This window comes from Arcobacter venerupis (assembly GCF_013201665.1).
Lineage (GTDB): Bacteria > Campylobacterota > Campylobacteria > Campylobacterales > Arcobacteraceae > Aliarcobacter > Aliarcobacter venerupis.
The window spans coordinates 267,371-283,906 of record NZ_CP053840.1; the positions used below are offsets into that span (position 1 = coordinate 267,371).

The 16,536-nt window shown below is 27.5% G+C and carries 14 protein-coding genes and 2 tRNA genes; 6 read left to right on the plus strand and 10 right to left on the minus strand.

The window, feature by feature from the left end:
* Window positions 1–7: 7 nt before the first annotated feature.
* Together AVENP_RS01415 and AVENP_RS01420 are read left to right on the plus strand one after the other, a co-directional pair.
* Window positions 8–84 (plus strand) — tRNA-Gly (locus tag AVENP_RS01415).
* 67 nt (window positions 85–151) lie between these two features.
* Window positions 152–228, plus strand: a tRNA-Arg gene (locus tag AVENP_RS01420).
* A gap of 7 nt (window positions 229–235) precedes the next feature.
* Here AVENP_RS01420 and AVENP_RS01425 read toward each other — a convergent pair.
* The 7 genes from AVENP_RS01425 to AVENP_RS01455 form a co-directional block, all read right to left on the minus strand.
* Complete coding sequence (locus tag AVENP_RS01425) at window positions 236–685, minus strand: NifB/NifX family molybdenum-iron cluster-binding protein (RefSeq protein WP_128358426.1); 450 nt, start codon at window positions 683–685, stop codon at window positions 236–238.
* A gap of 113 nt (window positions 686–798) precedes the next feature.
* The gene (gene cydB, locus AVENP_RS01430) at window positions 799–1,932 is read right to left on the minus strand and encodes a cytochrome d ubiquinol oxidase subunit II (protein WP_128360380.1); all 1,134 of its coding nucleotides are present in this window, start codon (window positions 1,930–1,932) and stop codon (window positions 799–801) included.
* Window positions 1,933–3,462 (minus strand): cytochrome ubiquinol oxidase subunit I, encoded by a 1,530-nt coding sequence (locus AVENP_RS01435; RefSeq protein WP_128360381.1) that lies wholly within the window; start codon window positions 3,460–3,462, stop codon window positions 1,933–1,935.
* A gap of 12 nt (window positions 3,463–3,474) precedes the next feature.
* Window positions 3,475–3,687, minus strand: coding sequence for a DUF4492 domain-containing protein (locus AVENP_RS01440; protein ID WP_128360397.1), 213 nt, complete (start codon window positions 3,685–3,687; stop codon window positions 3,475–3,477).
* 189 nt (window positions 3,688–3,876) lie between these two features.
* Complete coding sequence (locus tag AVENP_RS01445) at window positions 3,877–5,202, minus strand: sodium ion-translocating decarboxylase subunit beta (RefSeq protein WP_153802263.1); 1,326 nt, start codon at window positions 5,200–5,202, stop codon at window positions 3,877–3,879.
* Window positions 5,203–5,218: 16 nt separating this feature from the next.
* Window positions 5,219–7,036: a biotin/lipoyl-containing protein gene (locus AVENP_RS01450; RefSeq protein WP_128360376.1), complete on the minus strand. Its 1,818-nt coding sequence runs from the start codon at window positions 7,034–7,036 to the stop codon at window positions 5,219–5,221.
* A 5-nt stretch (window positions 7,037–7,041) separates the two neighbouring features.
* A complete protein-coding gene (locus AVENP_RS01455) occupies window positions 7,042–7,293 on the minus strand; it encodes an OadG family protein (RefSeq protein WP_128360377.1) in 252 nt (83 codons plus the stop codon).
* Window positions 7,294–7,420: 127 nt separating this feature from the next.
* Between AVENP_RS01455 and AVENP_RS01460 the strand changes: the two genes are divergently transcribed.
* Window positions 7,421–8,296: an AraC family transcriptional regulator gene (locus AVENP_RS01460; RefSeq protein WP_128359159.1), complete on the plus strand. Its 876-nt coding sequence runs from the start codon at window positions 7,421–7,423 to the stop codon at window positions 8,294–8,296.
* Window positions 8,297–8,346: 50 nt separating this feature from the next.
* Window positions 8,347–9,327 carry a calcium/sodium antiporter gene (locus tag AVENP_RS01465; protein ID WP_128359160.1) on the plus strand — a complete coding sequence of 327 codons (981 nt, stop codon included), beginning with the start codon at window positions 8,347–8,349 and terminating at the stop codon, window positions 9,325–9,327.
* Here AVENP_RS01465 and AVENP_RS01470 read toward each other — a convergent pair.
* Both AVENP_RS01470 and AVENP_RS01475 read right to left on the minus strand, forming a co-directional pair.
* Entirely contained in the window at window positions 9,320–10,045 is a 726-nt protein-coding gene (locus AVENP_RS01470; protein ID WP_128359161.1) for a GNAT family protein, read from the minus strand. The genes AVENP_RS01465 and AVENP_RS01470 overlap by 8 nt on opposite strands.
* 14 nt (window positions 10,046–10,059) lie before the next feature.
* Window positions 10,060–10,674, minus strand: a complete 615-nt coding sequence (locus tag AVENP_RS01475) for a hypothetical protein (protein ID WP_128359162.1) — start codon at window positions 10,672–10,674, stop codon at window positions 10,060–10,062.
* A gap of 113 nt (window positions 10,675–10,787) precedes the next feature.
* Between AVENP_RS01475 and AVENP_RS01480 the strand changes: the two genes are divergently transcribed.
* Window positions 10,788–13,577 (plus strand): DUF3427 domain-containing protein, encoded by a 2,790-nt coding sequence (locus tag AVENP_RS01480; protein ID WP_128359163.1) that lies wholly within the window; start codon window positions 10,788–10,790, stop codon window positions 13,575–13,577.
* Between the two features lie 37 nt (window positions 13,578–13,614).
* Window positions 13,615–14,151 (plus strand): hypothetical protein, encoded by a 537-nt coding sequence (locus AVENP_RS01485; RefSeq protein WP_228721231.1) that lies wholly within the window; start codon window positions 13,615–13,617, stop codon window positions 14,149–14,151.
* A 7-nt stretch (window positions 14,152–14,158) separates the two neighbouring features.
* Here the strand turns inward: AVENP_RS01485 and AVENP_RS01490 are convergent, their stop codons facing one another.
* Window positions 14,159–16,525 carry a transporter substrate-binding domain-containing protein gene (locus AVENP_RS01490; RefSeq protein ID WP_128359164.1) on the minus strand — a complete coding sequence of 789 codons (2,367 nt, stop codon included), beginning with the start codon at window positions 16,523–16,525 and terminating at the stop codon, window positions 14,159–14,161.
* Window positions 16,526–16,536 lie beyond the last annotated feature (11 nt).

Here is a 16,536-nt window from a genome sequence, read left to right on the forward strand (position 1 = left end):
CTATTGAGCGGGAGTAGCTCAGTTGGCTAGAGCTTCTGCCTTCCAAGCAGACTGTCGCGAGTTCGAGTCTCGTCTCCCGCTCCATTTTAAAAGCCTTATATAAGAAGTTTACACTTTTTATATAAGGCTTTTTTTAGCTTTATTAATTAGTGCTTCCATAGCTCAGCTGGATAGAGCAACGCCCTTCTAAGGCGTAGGCCGTACGTTCGAATCGTACTGGGAGTACCACTTTTACTTATATTTTATAAAAATCTGATAACTCTATCATTCTATTCGTCGATTGAAGTTTATTTTCTAAATGTTCTGTATTTTCATTTGTTTCTGAACAATCATTATTTTCAAGTTCTTCTTTAAAAAAATTACTATAATTTCTTTGATTTAAAATATGTAAGTCACCTTCTGAGTATTTTAATAACAAATTATCTATTTCTATTGTTTTATCACCAGCAAAATATACTCTAATATTATTCATAAGTTTTAAAAATTCTTTTTTACCTAAATATGAAGTAATAAGAGTATCTACATTTTTACTTTTTAGCCAATCTATAACAGCTTGTCCATTTTTTTGTTCATTTTTTATAATCTCTATACCTTTATTGTTAATTAAAGCAAAATATTTAGCTTTTCCAAAAAGTGTAGAAATAGCACTATTTAATTTATTTGTTTTTACGGGTATTGCAATCATTTTATCTCCTTTGTTGCATTTAATATTGAGATTTTATATCCAAGATATATAACCACAGGCCAAAGACTTAACCATAATAATTCATTAATATATTCCATAATTTATACCTACTTTTAATAATTGTGAGAATCTTTTGATTCAATCTCTTCTTTTGTAATTTTTACTTTATCCATGCTATACCAAGCATAACTTATATAAGCTAATACAAATGGAACCATAAGTGAAACATAACTCATTGTCATTAACGTATAGAGGCTTCCTGAACTATTCATAATAGTTAAGCTACTTTGTAAATCACTTGTTGATGGATAATAAGAGGTATTATTTAATCCCACATTTAATAAAACAGCCATTACAGTAAGTACAATTCCAACTCCTCCTGTTTTTATACAACAAGTTTTTTTAAATGTAATAGTTACAAATACAGCAACTATAACCATTAAAACTCCAATTAAAAACATTCCTAAAACAATAGGCATATCAATAAAATTTTGAAGATATTTAAATCTTTCAATAATGATTAAACCACTTTTTTCAACAGCATATCCATCTTTAATAAGAATCCAGCCCATAAATCCTAAGAAAAATATTAAAAAGAAAATCATATTTATTTTGATTGAATTAACTGCTTTAATTCTTATTTTTTCATAATCAATATTATTTATAAAATATAAAGCACCACTAATTTTTGCCAAAAATACAAGAGCAAAACCTAAAAGATAATTATATGGATTAAGAAGTGCTTCTAATCCTCTCAGAGGATTTTGCCAATCTACAAAGTTGTTAGAATCAACTATAAATTCACTTCCACTAAAAAAGGTACTAATAGCAACTCCTAATAAAAATGTTCCAATATTTCCATTTATTTTTAAAAACATTTCAAATGTTTTTTGACCTAAAAAATTATTTGGTTTTGTTCTAAATTCATAACTTACAGCTTGGATAATAAAACAAAAAAGAATTGCTAACCAAACCCAATAAGCTCCCCCAAAACTTGTTGCATAGAATAAAGGAAAAGCAGCAAATAATCCACCACCAAATAGAACTAAAGTTGTAAACCCAAGTTCCCATTTTCTTCCAATACTATTTATTAACATTGTTTTTTCTGTTTCATTTTCACTTAATTTATCTATTAAAGTTTGTCCACCTTGAACAAACATAATAAATACAAAAAGACCACCAAGTAAAGATATTATAATCCACCAATATTGTTGAAGGCTTAAAAGTTCAAGTGATCCAAATCCCATTTAGTGCTCCTTACTTTCAGGCCCAAGACCTATTTGTTTTGTCATAATTTTTATTTCAGCAATTAGTAATACGGTAAAAAGTATTGCAAATACAAAAAAGCTAATCATTACATTGGTAGAAGCTATTTTTGTTGCTGCAATGCCTACTGGCATTAAATCTTGAATAGCCCAAGGCTGTCTTCCAACTTCTGCTACAATCCAACCAGCTTCACTTGCAATATATCCAAGAGGAATACTCCATAAGGCAGATTTTAGAATAATTGGATATTTCATAATATCTCTTTTTGTTAAAAAGAATAAGACAATTATAAAAAGTAAAGTAAACCACATTCCAAGAGCAACCATAATATGAAATGAATAAAAACTAATTGCAATTGGTGGAATTACATCTTCTTTGTTTTTAATGTGTCCGTAACCAAAATATTTCATATTTTCTTCAAGTAATACCTTTGATTCATTTTGTAATAGTTGATTATTGGAATCTTTTGCTTCTTTGTAATTTTCTAAAGAATTTATAGCAATTTTTCCTTTTTGCATTTTTTCTTCTGTACTAATTATTCCTTGTTCTTCATTCCCATAAACTAAATCTTTTATTCCCGGCACATAAGCATTAATATTGTGATAACTTAATAAAGATAAAGCATAAGGGATTGTGAACTCAAAAAGAAAAGCTTCTTCATTATTTGAAATTGTTTTTTTAGGATTTAATATTCCAAAGGCAACAATTCCTGCATCTTCTTTTCCCTCATATAAACCCTCAATCGCAGCTAGTTTCATAGGTTGTTTAAGTGCAACTTGATGTGCTGATTCATCTCCACTTAGGATTAGAAAAAATGAAGTTACAAGTCCAAAACTAGCTCCAATAATCATTGATTTTTTGGCAAATAGTATATCTCTGTCTTTCAATAAATACCAAGCACTAATACCAATTACAAATAATGAAGCTAAAACATAACCACTTCCAATAGTATGTAAAAACTTACTAATAGCAACTGGTGAGAATAAAACATCCCAAAAATTATTCATCTCATTTCTTACAGTATTTGGATTAAAAGTCATTCCTGTTGGGTATTGCATCCAACCATTTGCCACAAGTATCCATAAAGCTGATAGATTTGAACCAACTGCAACCAACCAAGTTGATAATAAATGAAAACCTTTACTTACTTTATTCCAGCCAAAAAACATAACAGCAAAAAAAGTACTTTCTAAAAAGAATGCAAAAATACCCTCAATTGCAAGTGGAGCTCCAAAAATATCCCCAACAAACCAAGAATAATTTGCCCAGTTTGTACCAAATTCAAACTCCATAATAAGACCAGTTGCTACTCCAATGGCAAAATTTATAGCAAATAAGCCCATCCAAAATTTTGTAGTTTTTTTCCAAAATTCATCATTTGTTTTTACATAAATAGTTTCCATAATAGCAACAATAAACCCAAGCCCAAGTGTTAATGGAACAAAAATCCAATGATACATGGCTGTTAGTGCAAATTGGGCACGGGACCAATCTACTAAATGCTCTTCCATTTTAAATTCCTTTTAATTTTCTTTGATTAGATTTTTATATACAAAATCAACTTTCTCTTCATATGTCTTATATTCAGATTTTAATGATTTATTGTCAATGAAAAGATTTATAAATATAAGTAAAACTAATAATTTTATAATGATAATTTTCCATAAAGTCTTACCTAGTCTCATATTCTTGAAACCATTAAGATAAAAATAATATACATTCTTAATTATTAACATATAATTTTTCCTTATTATAATTATAAAAGAAAGCATAACACTTTAGTAAATATAAGTCAATAAAAATCTAGGATTATTACAAAGAATGATAAAAAGTAAAGAGGAAAATTAAGGTAAAAAGATTTTATTTAAAAATAAAAAAAGCCCAGATAGAGAGAATCTATCTAGGCTTAGAAAAAGATTTGAAAGCTATTTAAATATCGATAAAAGGACACCAGCAGCAACCGCTGAACCAATTACTCCAGCCACATTAGGACCCATCGCATGCATTAATAAAATGTTCGATTTGTCATAAAGTTGACCTTCTTTACTTACAACCCTTGCTGCCATTGGCACAGCTGATACTCCTGCTGCTCCAATCAAAGGATTGATCTGATTATCTTTTGAACTAACTAAATTCATTAATTTAGCCATTATTACACCCATTGCAGTACCTGCACTAAATGCTAAAAGACCTATTGCCATAATCCCCATTGTCTCTGCAACTAAAAATTGCTCTGATGCTAGTTTTGAACCAACACCTAATCCTAAAAATATAGTTACTATATTGATTAATGCATTTTGCATTGTATCTGAAAGTCTATCAACAACTCCTGATTCTCTTGCAAAATTTCCAAGACATAACGCTCCAATAAGTGGTGCAGCATCTGGAAGTATTAAAATTGTTAATGTTAAAACAACTAAAGGAAATACTATTTTCTCTAATTTAGATACCTTTCTTGTTGCTGGCATCTTTATTTTTCTTTCTTTCATTGTTGTTAATACTCTCATAATTGGAGGTTGAATTAATGGTACTAATGCCATATATGAATATGCAGCAACAGCAATGGCTCCAAGTAATTCAGGTGCTAATTTAGAAGCAACAAATATAGACGTTGGTCCATCAGCTCCTCCAATAATTGAAATAGCTGCTGCTTGTTCTAGGGTAAAATTAATTCCTGGAACATATTGTGATAACAATACAGCACCAACAAGTGAACCAAATATACCAAATTGTGCAGCACCACCTAAAAGTGCAGTTTTTGGATTAGCTAATAATGGACCAAAATCTGTCATAGCTCCAACACCCATAAATATTAGTAATGGAAAAAATTGATTAGTAATACCCATACTATAAATAATTCCCAACATTCCGTCATGTCCTGCCATATTAGCAATTGGAATATTTGCTAATAATCCACCAAATCCAATTGGAAGTAATAATAATGGTTCAAACCCTTTTTTAATTGCTAAATAAAATAGTAAAAAACAGATTAAAATCATAATAACTCTTCCTGCACCTTGTGCAAATAGAGTCATATCTTTTCCATGAGAATCTTTTACACCAACTTGGGGTTGAAGCAATGCTTTAATCCCAGTTGTTGCGTAAAATGATTCTACTAATTCACCCATTGTTTTTGAATGGTATGGTTGTTTCTCTTGAGTACTTACTACATCTGTTCCTGCATTTGCAAAACTAGTTGTTGTAAAAAATGCGAATAAAAGAAATAAACCTACTAATATATTTTTTTTCATTAACTACTTTACAACATTAACCAATAATGGCTAATGTTTCTCCCTCATCAACAGCTTGTGTATTATTAACTAAAATTTTAGTAATAGTTCCAGCAACTGGTGCATTAATCTCTATTTCCATTTTCATAGCTTCTAAAATCATAATTTGTTGATCAGCTTCAACATAATCACCTTCTTTTACAAGAATCTTCCAAACTGCACCATTAACAGCAGCCAGAACAGGAGTTCCTCCACTTGTAGTAGCTGGAGTTGATACTGTATTATTTATTACATTAGTATTAGTAACAGGTGTTACTTGAATATCAGCATTACCCTCAGCAATTGTTACATTAAACTTTTGACCATCTACTACAACTGTATAGTTTCCACTTGCGTTATTCATCTTTTTCTCTCCTAGTTTACAATCTTTATTCTCTTCACAAACAGCATCAGTTTTTCTTACATTTAAAGGTGATTCACCTTTTAAGAAAGCAATTCCTTTTTCATCACAAGCAGCTGCGATAAAAATATTTTCTTCAGTTGTAGGAATACCTTCCATTTCTAATCTTTGTTTCCAAACAGAGATTTTTTTCTTTTCATCTCTATCTGCAATATCTAAAGGATTTTCACTAGTTGGTTGAAGTTTTAATTTAAGAGCTGCAAGTGCAATAATTTCAGGATCTGCAGGAACTGGAGTTTTACCAAAGTATCCTAATACCATTTTCCCATAACCAGGAGCTATTTGTTTCCAAGGTCCAAACATTACATTAGCATATGCTTGTTGCCAATAAAATTGAGAAACAGGAGTTACAGACGTACCATATCCACCACGTTCTACAACTTCTCTCATAGCTTTAATAACTTCAGGGAATTTATCTAAAGTTCCATTATCTCTCATCATTTGAGTATTAGCAGTTAATGCACCACCTGGCATAGGAGAAAAAGGAATTAAAGGAGAAACTTGAGTAGCTTCAGGGGGAATAAAGTAGTCTTTTAAACAATGATTTAATGTTTCTTGGTATTTTAGAATCTTTTCAATTTCTAAACCACCTAAATCATAGTTTTTACCTTTAACAGCATGAAGCATTGTAAGAATATCAGGTTGGCTAGTTCCACCAGAAACTGGCGAAGCAGCTAAATCAATCCCATCAGCACCAGCATCTAAAGCAGCTAAATAACAAGCAACTGAAACACCAGCAGTTTCATGGGTATGAAGTCTAATATGAGTATCAGTTCCAACTAGATTTCTAGCCATTTGAATTGTTTCATAGATTTTTTGAGGAGAAGAAGTTCCCGATGCATCTTTAAAACAGATTGAATCATAAGGAAGTCCACTATCAAGAATTTGTCTTAATGTTTTTTCATAGAAAGCAACATCATGAGCACCAAAGCAACCTGGAGGTAAATCCATTAAAGTGATTACTACTTCATGGTTCAAACCATATTTTTTAATACATTCAGCAGAATATTCAAGATTTTGAACATCATTTAAAGCATCAAAATTTCTGATTGTTGTTGTTCCATGTTTTGCGAACATTTTTGCATGTAAGTCGATTAGTTCTCTTGAACCCGTATCTAGCATAACTGTATTTATACCACGAGCCAAAGTTTGTAAGTTTGCATCTGGGCCAACGATTTGCCTAAATTTATCCATCATATCAAATGCATTTTCTTGAAGATAGAAGAATAAAGATTGGAATCTAGCTCCTCCACCAAACTCAAAGTGAGTTATTCCGGCTTCTTTTGCAGCAGCTACTGCTGGAAAGAAATCATTCATTAGAACTCTTCCACCAAAGACAGATTGAAATCCATCTCTAAAAGTTGTGTCCATGATATCTATATATTTTTTAGACATATATTTTAACCCTTTAGATTTTTATGATGTTGCACTGCTGCAACTATTGCGGCTATCTTTGCAGTTTCTACATTTGTATTATTCGCTTTTACTGGTGTTGTTACTACACTTACAATTTTTTCTTTTTGTGGAAAAAATCTTGTTAGTATTGCTCCTTGTGCTTTTAATACAAATATCATTATTGTTAGGAATGCAAATACTACACCCATCCCTAAAAACATGAATTTTATTGACTCTGCTACTAAGTTTATTTCCATAAGTAAACCCTTGTGTTTATTTAACGCTTGAATTTTAGGGAAATAATAAAAAAAGTTCTTCTTTTTAAGTGCTTAAAAAATTGTTTATTAATGCTAAATTTATAGTTTAAAAATGCTACAATCTAGTATGAAAAAAGAAACCTTACAAAAAAGAACAAAAATCGCAAACGATATTATGTACTATATATACACTCATATAGAGACAAATATTGATATTGAAGAACTAAGTATTGATTTAAATATAAGTAAATTTCATATGCATAGGATTTTTAAAGAGGCATTTGGGAAAAATATTTATGAAAGTATTAAATCAATAAGACTACAAAAAGCATCAAATTTACTTTTAACAAATAAATATTCAACAATTTCAAATATTGTTAATTTGTGTGGATATTCTTCTCAATCTTCTTTTATAAAAACATTTAAAGAACGTTTTGAAATGACTCCAAAAGATTGGAGAAATGGTGGATATAAAGAGTATTCAAATAAAATTTTACAACAATCACAAAGAGCTATGCAATCAAAAGCAAGTTTTAAAGATATGAAACCAACTATTGTAAAAATGCCAGCAATTGAGAGCTTTTATATTAGAAATAAAGGTTACAATGTAAATATTACAGAGACTTGGCAAAAACTCCAAACTTGGATTTTAACTAATAATATTACATCTTATAAAAGAATTGCACTTTTTCATGATAATCCAACAATTACACCTTTAAATGAGTGTCAATATATTGGGTGCATTGTAGTTGATGATAAAAAAAGTGTAAAAAGTGATAGACTACCAAATTTCAAAATTGCAGATGGAGTTTATGCAAAATTTGATTTAAAAGGAATAACGGGAGACGTTTTACCATTTATTCATTGGGTTTATCATGAATGGCTACCTCAAAGTGAATATGAAACTACAACAAAACCATCTTATGCAATTTACAATAAGATAGATTTTTTAGATGAGAGCAATGAATTTGATTTAAGCTTTTATGTCTCTATAAACTTTTGATTAATTAAAATTTACTATAATGGCAAAATTATAAATATAAAAGGTAAAAAATGATTTTATTTTCGCTAGCTATACTAGCTGGATTCGTAATTCTTGTTTGGAGTGCAGATAAGTTTGTTGATGGTGCCGCATCAACTGCAAAACATCTAGGAATGCCAAGTTTATTAATTGGTATTTTAATAGTAGGATTTGGAACAAGTGCTCCTGAAATGGTTGTTTCTGCAATTGCAGCAATGGAGGGAAATGCAGGTCTTGCACTTGGAAATGCGATAGGTTCAAATATTGTTAATATTGCACTTATTTTAGGAGTTACAGCTCTTATAGCCCCAATTACAGTAAATTCAAAAATAGTAAAAAAAGAAATACCTCTTTTACTTTTAATAGTTTTATTTTCAGGATATTTATTATCTGATAATATTTTAACATTGACAGAAGGTATTATTCTTTTATTTGGATTTTTTTCTCTTATTGGATGGTCAATTTTCACAGCTATAAAAGGTAAAGGTGATGCTTTAGAATCTGAAATAGATAAAGAATTAGTTGAACATGATATGAGTTTAAAAGCTGGAATTATTTGGCTAATAATAGGACTTCTTTTATTAATTGGAAGTTCAAGACTTCTCGTTTGGGGAGCTGTTGGAGTTGCAACAGAATTTGGAGTTAGTGATTTAATAATAGGACTTACAATAGTTGCTCTTGGAACTTCTTTACCTGAACTTGCAGCTTCTATAATAGCTGCAAGAAAAGGCGAACATGATATTGCAATTGGAAATGTTGTTGGTTCTAATATGTTTAATATTTTAGCAGTTATTGGAATTGCAATTGTAATTTCTCCTATGAATAATATTCCTTTAGAAGTATTACAAAGAGATTGGATAGTTATGTTGGTTTTAACTATAGCACTTTTAGTTATGTCTTATGGATTTAGAGCTAAAAATGGAGTAATTAATAGAGTTGATGGAACAATTCTTATTCTTTGTTATGTTGCATACAACACTTATCTTGGTATGAGCTTAACGGGTTCTATATAAAAGGAAGTTTAACTTCCTTTAACCATCTTTTTAAGAAATCTTTTCTTGGAAAGATTTTTGCTCCTAAATCAAATTTATACTGCATATATGGATGGCCTAAATTCCAAAAACTATAATTATTTTCTTGAAGATACTTTGCTAAAAGAACTAATTGAAGTTTCCCAAAATTATTGTATTTCTTATCTTTTAGACAAAAACCAGTAAGTGAAGTGTAAGTTGAAGAGATTTTATAACCGATTTCCCCTGCAATTAAAGTATTAGTACTTTTATCCCAAACTTCAAAACTTTTAACTTCAAAATCAATGCTAGGATGTTTATAATCTAAAAGCTCTTTTAGTAATTGATGATATTCACAACTCAACCAATTTGTTTCGTGGTGAGCTTGAATATTCTCTATTACTTCATCAAAATTTTTATTTATTGTAAAAATAAAATCATTTTTATTTAAAATCTTTTTTACTTTTTTACTAATATGCAAATCTTCAAAATCTAAAATTGCATATTCAAATTGCATTTCAGGAACTAAATAGAACTTCTCTTTTAGATAAACAGAAGTTGAGATAAAACCACAATATGCTTGATTTATATAAAAATCTTTTGATAAATCATCACTTATATAAAAGTTTGAATTCTCATTTGCATAAATGTAGTTGAAAAGAATATTTTTATCTTTTATATCTTCAAAAGTTAAATAATAAATTACACTTTTCTCTTTCATCTCTCCCCTTGATATTATCTATGGTTGTTATCATTTCTTTGATGCTTATTGTCATCATAGTAATTATTTCTATTATCTGGTTTCCTATCATTATTCTGTCTATTATCTGGTTTTCTATCATTATTTTGATAATTTGCTTTTTTATTGTGTTCATTATAATTATTATTTTGTTTAGGTGCATTTCTATAATTATTAGGTTTTTGATTATTTGGTCTATCATAATAATGACCATAAATTATTTCACCATCATTTCTATAGTTTCTTGATCTATTCCAATCATTTCTTTTATCAAATTTATATTTTCTATAATGAGGATGATGTGAGTCAAAATGACCTCTACGATGTAATCTATCGTAGTATGTATATCCATTATCAAATAAGAAGAAAATATTATTGTAAAAATACCCAGTTCTATCAAAATATCCATAATAATATCCAAAATCATCTGCATAAGCATTTCTATCATAATCAAAGTTTCTATATCTATTATCATATCTATGATCATCTGATCTAAAATTTAAACCAATCATTCCACCATTTCCAATTGGTGTTTGAATGCTAACTCCAATATCTGCAGCAAATAAACTTGAACCAAGTGTTAAAAGTGAAACCAAAATTAATTTTTTCATAAAAAATCCCTTATGTGTTTGTCGAATCTTATATTCGCAGTGTGAATAAATTGTGATTTATCATAAATTACATTTGATTTAATTATAATCAAGAATTAATTTTAAGGTATTTTTTGAATAATCTAATCACAAATAATCAATCAACAAATTTCTATAATCATATCACAAAACTTCTCTTAGAGTCTAAATCATTTATTTTTAATGTAGCATTTATAAATTTTAGTGGAGTTCAGCTTTTATTGGATGTTTTATCGAAGCTTGAAAACAAAAATATAAAAGGTAAAATTCTAACTTCTACATATTTGAATTTCACTCAAGTAAAAGCCTTAGAAAAGTTAAAAGAGTTTTCAAATATAGAACTAAAGATATATGATTCAAATGAGACAAATATAGGTTTTCACTCTAAATCTTATATTTTTGAATTTGCAGATTCTTATGAAATAATTGTAGGTTCTTCAAATATAACAGCCAGTGCTTTTAAAACAAATATCGAGTGGAATGTAAAATCAACTGTAAAAAAAGATGATATGTTTTTAAAAAATATTTTAGATGAGTTTAATCTTTTATGGAATGATTCTTATGTTGTAGATGAAAAGTTTTTAAAAGATTATGAATTTTATTTAAACTCAATAAAAGATGAAAAAAGAGATTTCTTTGCTTCAAGTAAAAAAATAAGAACAAATTTTATGCAAAAAACAGCTTTAGAAAAGCTACAAAATCTACGACAAAAAAACCAAAATAAAGCACTAATAATTGCAGCAACGGGAACTGGGAAAACTTATCTTAGTGCTTTTGATGTGAAAAACTTTAATGCAAAAAAAATGTTATTTTTGGTTCATAGGGAAAATATACTTTTAAGTGCAAAACAGAGTTTTGAAAATATTATTCCAAATAGAACCTATGGATTATTCACAGGAAATACAAAAGAGAAAGAGCAAGATTATCTATTCTCAACTATTCAAACTATGAGTCTGTATTTTGAAGAGTTTGAAAAAAATGAGTTTGATTATATCATAATTGATGAAGCTCACCATGCCACAAGTCCTAGCTATAAAAAAATTATAGAGTATTTTAAACCACAGTTTTTATTGGGATTAACAGCCACTTCAAACAGAATGGATGGAAATTCTATTTATGAAATATTTGATGAAAATATTGCTTGTGATATTAGATTAAATGAAGCACTTGAAAACAATCTTGTTGTTCCTTTTCACTATTTTGGAATAAGTGATATTCAATCAATTGATTATGAAAATGTAGATTTAACCAAAATAGATGAATTAGCGAAACTTCTAAAAGTGAATAAAAGAGTTGATTTCATAATAAAACAGATGAATTTCTACTCATATTTTGGATCAAAAAGAAAAGCCATAGGTTTTTGTGTTTCTAAAGAACATTGTTTTTATATGAGTGAAGAGTTCAATAAAAGAGGAATAAATTCCACATATCTTACAAGTGAAGATTCGGTTATAAAAAGAGAAGAAGTTATTAAAAAATTAGAGAGTGAAAATGACTCTTTAGAAGTAATTTTTACAGTTGATATTTTTAATGAAGGAATAGATATCCCCTCAATTAACACAGTTTTGTTTTTACGACCAACAAACTCTCCTATTGTATTTATACAGCAACTTGGAAGAGGTTTGAGAAAACATAAAAATAAAGAGTTTTTAACAGTTCTTGATTTTATTGGAAACCATAAAAAAGCATATTTAATTGCCCTTGCCCTTGCTGGAAATAAAGCTATTGATAAAGATAGTTTGAAACTCTCTTTGATGAATAATTTTGCAAATTTTCAAAATGCCTTTATCTGTATGGATGAGATTTCAAAACAGAGAATTTTAGAGCAAATCGAAAATCAGAACTTTAATAATCTTAAATATTTAAAAGAACAATATTTTGAGTTTAAAACTTTGACAAACAATAAGATACCAAAATTAACAGATTATCTAGCCTTTGATGATTTGATTAATCCTTTAAATTTCGTTGATGAAAGCAAATCTTATGTGGAGTTTTTATCAAAAGTAGAAGTTGGAAAAACAAAGGATATTTACACAAATTTTTGTTTAAATGAAGATTTTATAAAAGCAATTAGATTTATTGAAAATCAACTTCCAATAAAAAGAGTTTATGAATTTGTGATTTTAAAATATCTTTTATTTAATGATTTTTGTGATGAAAATATTGCTTTTAAAATCTTAGGTAAATATCTAGATAAAGTTTGCAAAAAAACTATAATTCATAGTTTTTCTTATCTAAATCAAGACTATTTTGATTCAGGACAAATAGGCAGATATTTAAAATGTGTAAATTTTGATGGAACAAAAGTTACAAAAACAAAAGAGTTCTCAAAGCTTTTAGAAAATAAAGAGTACAAAGATATTTTTGAAGATAGTCTAAATTATGGAATTTATACCTATGAAGAGGAGTTTAAAACCCTTGATTTTGGAATGCCATTTTTAAAACTATACTCAAAATATAATATGTTAAATATTGCTCAACTTTGTAACTTCCCAAAAATTCATAGTTCATTTAGAGGAAGTGGATTTCTAAAATATGAAGATGATTTTTTCTTATTTATCAATCTTGAAAAAGAGAAGTTTTCAAAATCTGCGAATTATTTTAATGCTTTTTTATCAAAAGAAGTTTTTACTTATCAAAGTAAACCATCTCAAAGTCAAGATAAAGGCGATGGAGAAAGATTGATAAAAAATCAAAAACATGGAGTAAAACTTCATATCTTTGTGAGAAAATTTGCCCAAGTGGATAAAAAGACTCAAAATTTTATATATTTAGGTTTGGCAAATAGTATTAAATATGAGGGAAATAAACCAATAAGTTTAGAGTTAAAGTTAGAAATACCACTTGATAATAAGTTGTTTGAGGAGTTTACAAAAATAGTCTAAAAATATATTATTTTTTATCTATTATTTAGGTTCACATATGCTAATATTCGCAAAATTGTTAGCTTATTATGAAGGCAAAATATTGAGAGAAGTAAAAAAAGGCGTAGTTGAAAAGGTTTTTGTGAAATTAAATAGTATTGATAAAGTTTTAGAAAGTAGAGTTGATATTATTTTATTAAGAATTATTAATATGCTTAAATATGTTTTTATATTAATAATGATTGTTTATTTAGCTATTTGTATTATGAGTTTATCACATAAAATAGTCTCTTTTACTCTTGATCAAGGTGCATTAGATTTCTCTTCAATAAAAACGATATTGACAGATGGATTATTTACTTTAATTGTAATTGCAATTGTTAAAACACTATTTATCAAAAGTGGTTTTGATTATGCTTTAACTTTCTTAGAAATAGCCTTTGTTGTGATTATTAGAAAACTTATTTTACTTGAAAGTATTCCAAGTGAAACAGATTTATTAATAGCATTAGGAATAACATCGTCAGTATTTTTTATATTAATTGTTTACATACATAATATGAAAAGAAGATGGATAAAAGAAGATCATAAATAGAGTTTACTTAATTAATAGGAATCTCTATTTTGAACTCTGCACCTTTATATTTTATATTATCGTAAGTGTAGAGTTGATTCGAAACTGTTAAATTTCCATTCATATGTTTTTTTATAATTTCAGTTGACATATAAAGTCCAATTCCTGTACCTTGGCTTTTATATTTTGTTGTGAAATAAGGTTCAAAAACTCTATCTAAAATATCCTCTTTTATTCCACCTGCATTATCTTTTATTTTTAAAACCAAATTATTATTGTCTTTATATAGATTAATAAAAATTATTTTTTGTTCACAGCTACTATCTTCAAATGCATCTAAAGCATTATTAATAATATTTATAAGAACTTGAATAAATTCATTAACAAGTCCTACTACAGTTAGTATTTCTGTGTTTCTTATAATAGTTATATTTCTATTTTTTAATTTTGAGTTAATTAAATATAGTACTTTATCAATTGGAATATTTACATCAAATGTTGAAGCTTCTTTTTCATTGGTAAAAAAGTTTCTAAAGTCATCAATTGTATCAGATAGATGTTGCGCAGAATTATTTATAATATCCATAGTTTCATAAAAATCGCTATCACTTAACTTATCAAAATCTTTTTTTACTTTAGCGCCTGTTGCTGCTGTAGAAATTACAGATAATGGTTGTCTCCATTGATGTGCAATATTTTCAATCATTTCTCCCATTGCAGCCATTTTTGATTGATGATTTAGAATTTTCTCTTTTTCAATTAACTCTTTTGTTTTCTTATCAACTAAATTTTCAAGATTTTTATTCATATCATTTAATTTTTTAGTTTTTTCTTCTATTTTTAAAGTAAGAGATTCATTTAGACTTTTAAGAGTGTAAGTTCTATGTAAAAAAGCCAAAATAATTATAAAAATCACAAATAATACCTGCCAAAATAAATCATAATTAAAATTTGTTTGGAATTGAACATTATTCCATTTTGTAATAATTGAGTTTAATTCATTAATTGAAATTGAAGAGATAGCTTTATTTAAAATAGATTCTAAAATAGGATAATCATCTCTTATCATAAATTTCAAACTAAAATTTAAACCAGTATTTCCACTAACTTTTAGATTACTAAAATTATATTTTGAGATATTATAAAAAAGAACAGGTTGAATATCAATATAAGCATAAGCCTTTCCTTTTGAAACTAAATCTAACCCTTCTTTTACACTATTTACAAGAATAAAATTCATATTAGGATAATTATTTTTCAAAATATTATGAGCAGTAAAATTATTCCCAATTGCTAATTTTTTATCTTTTATAAAAGAGATGTTTTCAATAAAATTTTCATCTTTTTTGGTGACAATAGATATTGGAAAATTTGCATACTCTTTTGTGAAAAGTGCATATTCATCTCTTTGAGGAGTTTCACCAGCACTATAAATTAAATCAGAATTTTTATTTTTAATGCTAGCTAGTTGTTGACTAAAAGTTTTGAAAAATTCATTTTGTGTTTCTACTCCAATTTTTTTAGAAATTAAATTCCAATATTCAGATGAAATCCCAAAGGGTTCATTACTCTTTGATTTAAAGGTAAAAGGTTCCCATGAATTGGAAATAGAAACTTTTATTTTTGTATTTTTAAGAAATTCTAGTTCTTTATCGGTTAAATTTATTTGTTGTTTGAAATTCTTATAATATTGTTCATTTTCATTTAAAATCCATTTTCTTTCAAGATTTAATAATTCACTTGTTGGGATTTTCAAAAATCCTTCATTAAAAATTTCTGCTTTTTCAGTTGTTGTAGTAATTGCGTGTGTTTTAAACTTAGTTATCAAGTTATCCATAGGTTTAATCAAATAAAACAAATTGTTTTGAACAGAAAAATATTCAATTGCTAATTTATCATCATAAATTAAGTCAATTTGTTTATTTCTAAGTGCTTCGATAGATTCTTTATAATCTTTGTAAATTGTAATAGTTGCATCTGGAAAATGTCTTAAAATAATTTCTTTATAATCTGAACCTATTAAACCAATATTTAGATTATCTTTCATTTCTAAAACTATATCGTTTTTTGAAAGAGTAAAAAATGTAGTTTTTGTTTCATAAAAGAAATTTGAAGAAATCATCCAATCTTCAAAAGGATTTGTTCCTAAAAAGAAGTCAACTTTTTCTTCTTTTACTAAATTAATTGCATTTCCCCATGTTTTAGCATCTACAAATTCAATATTATAATTATTGTATTTTGCCCACAATTTCCAAATATCAATAAAAAGTCCAGCTTCTTTTTCTTCTTGTTTATAGGAAAAAGGAGCATAATTTGAATCATATGATATTTTAAAATTAGTTTCTTTTGCGAAAATAGAACAACATAATAAAAAAATGATAAACAGATTTTTCATAATAGCCTAAA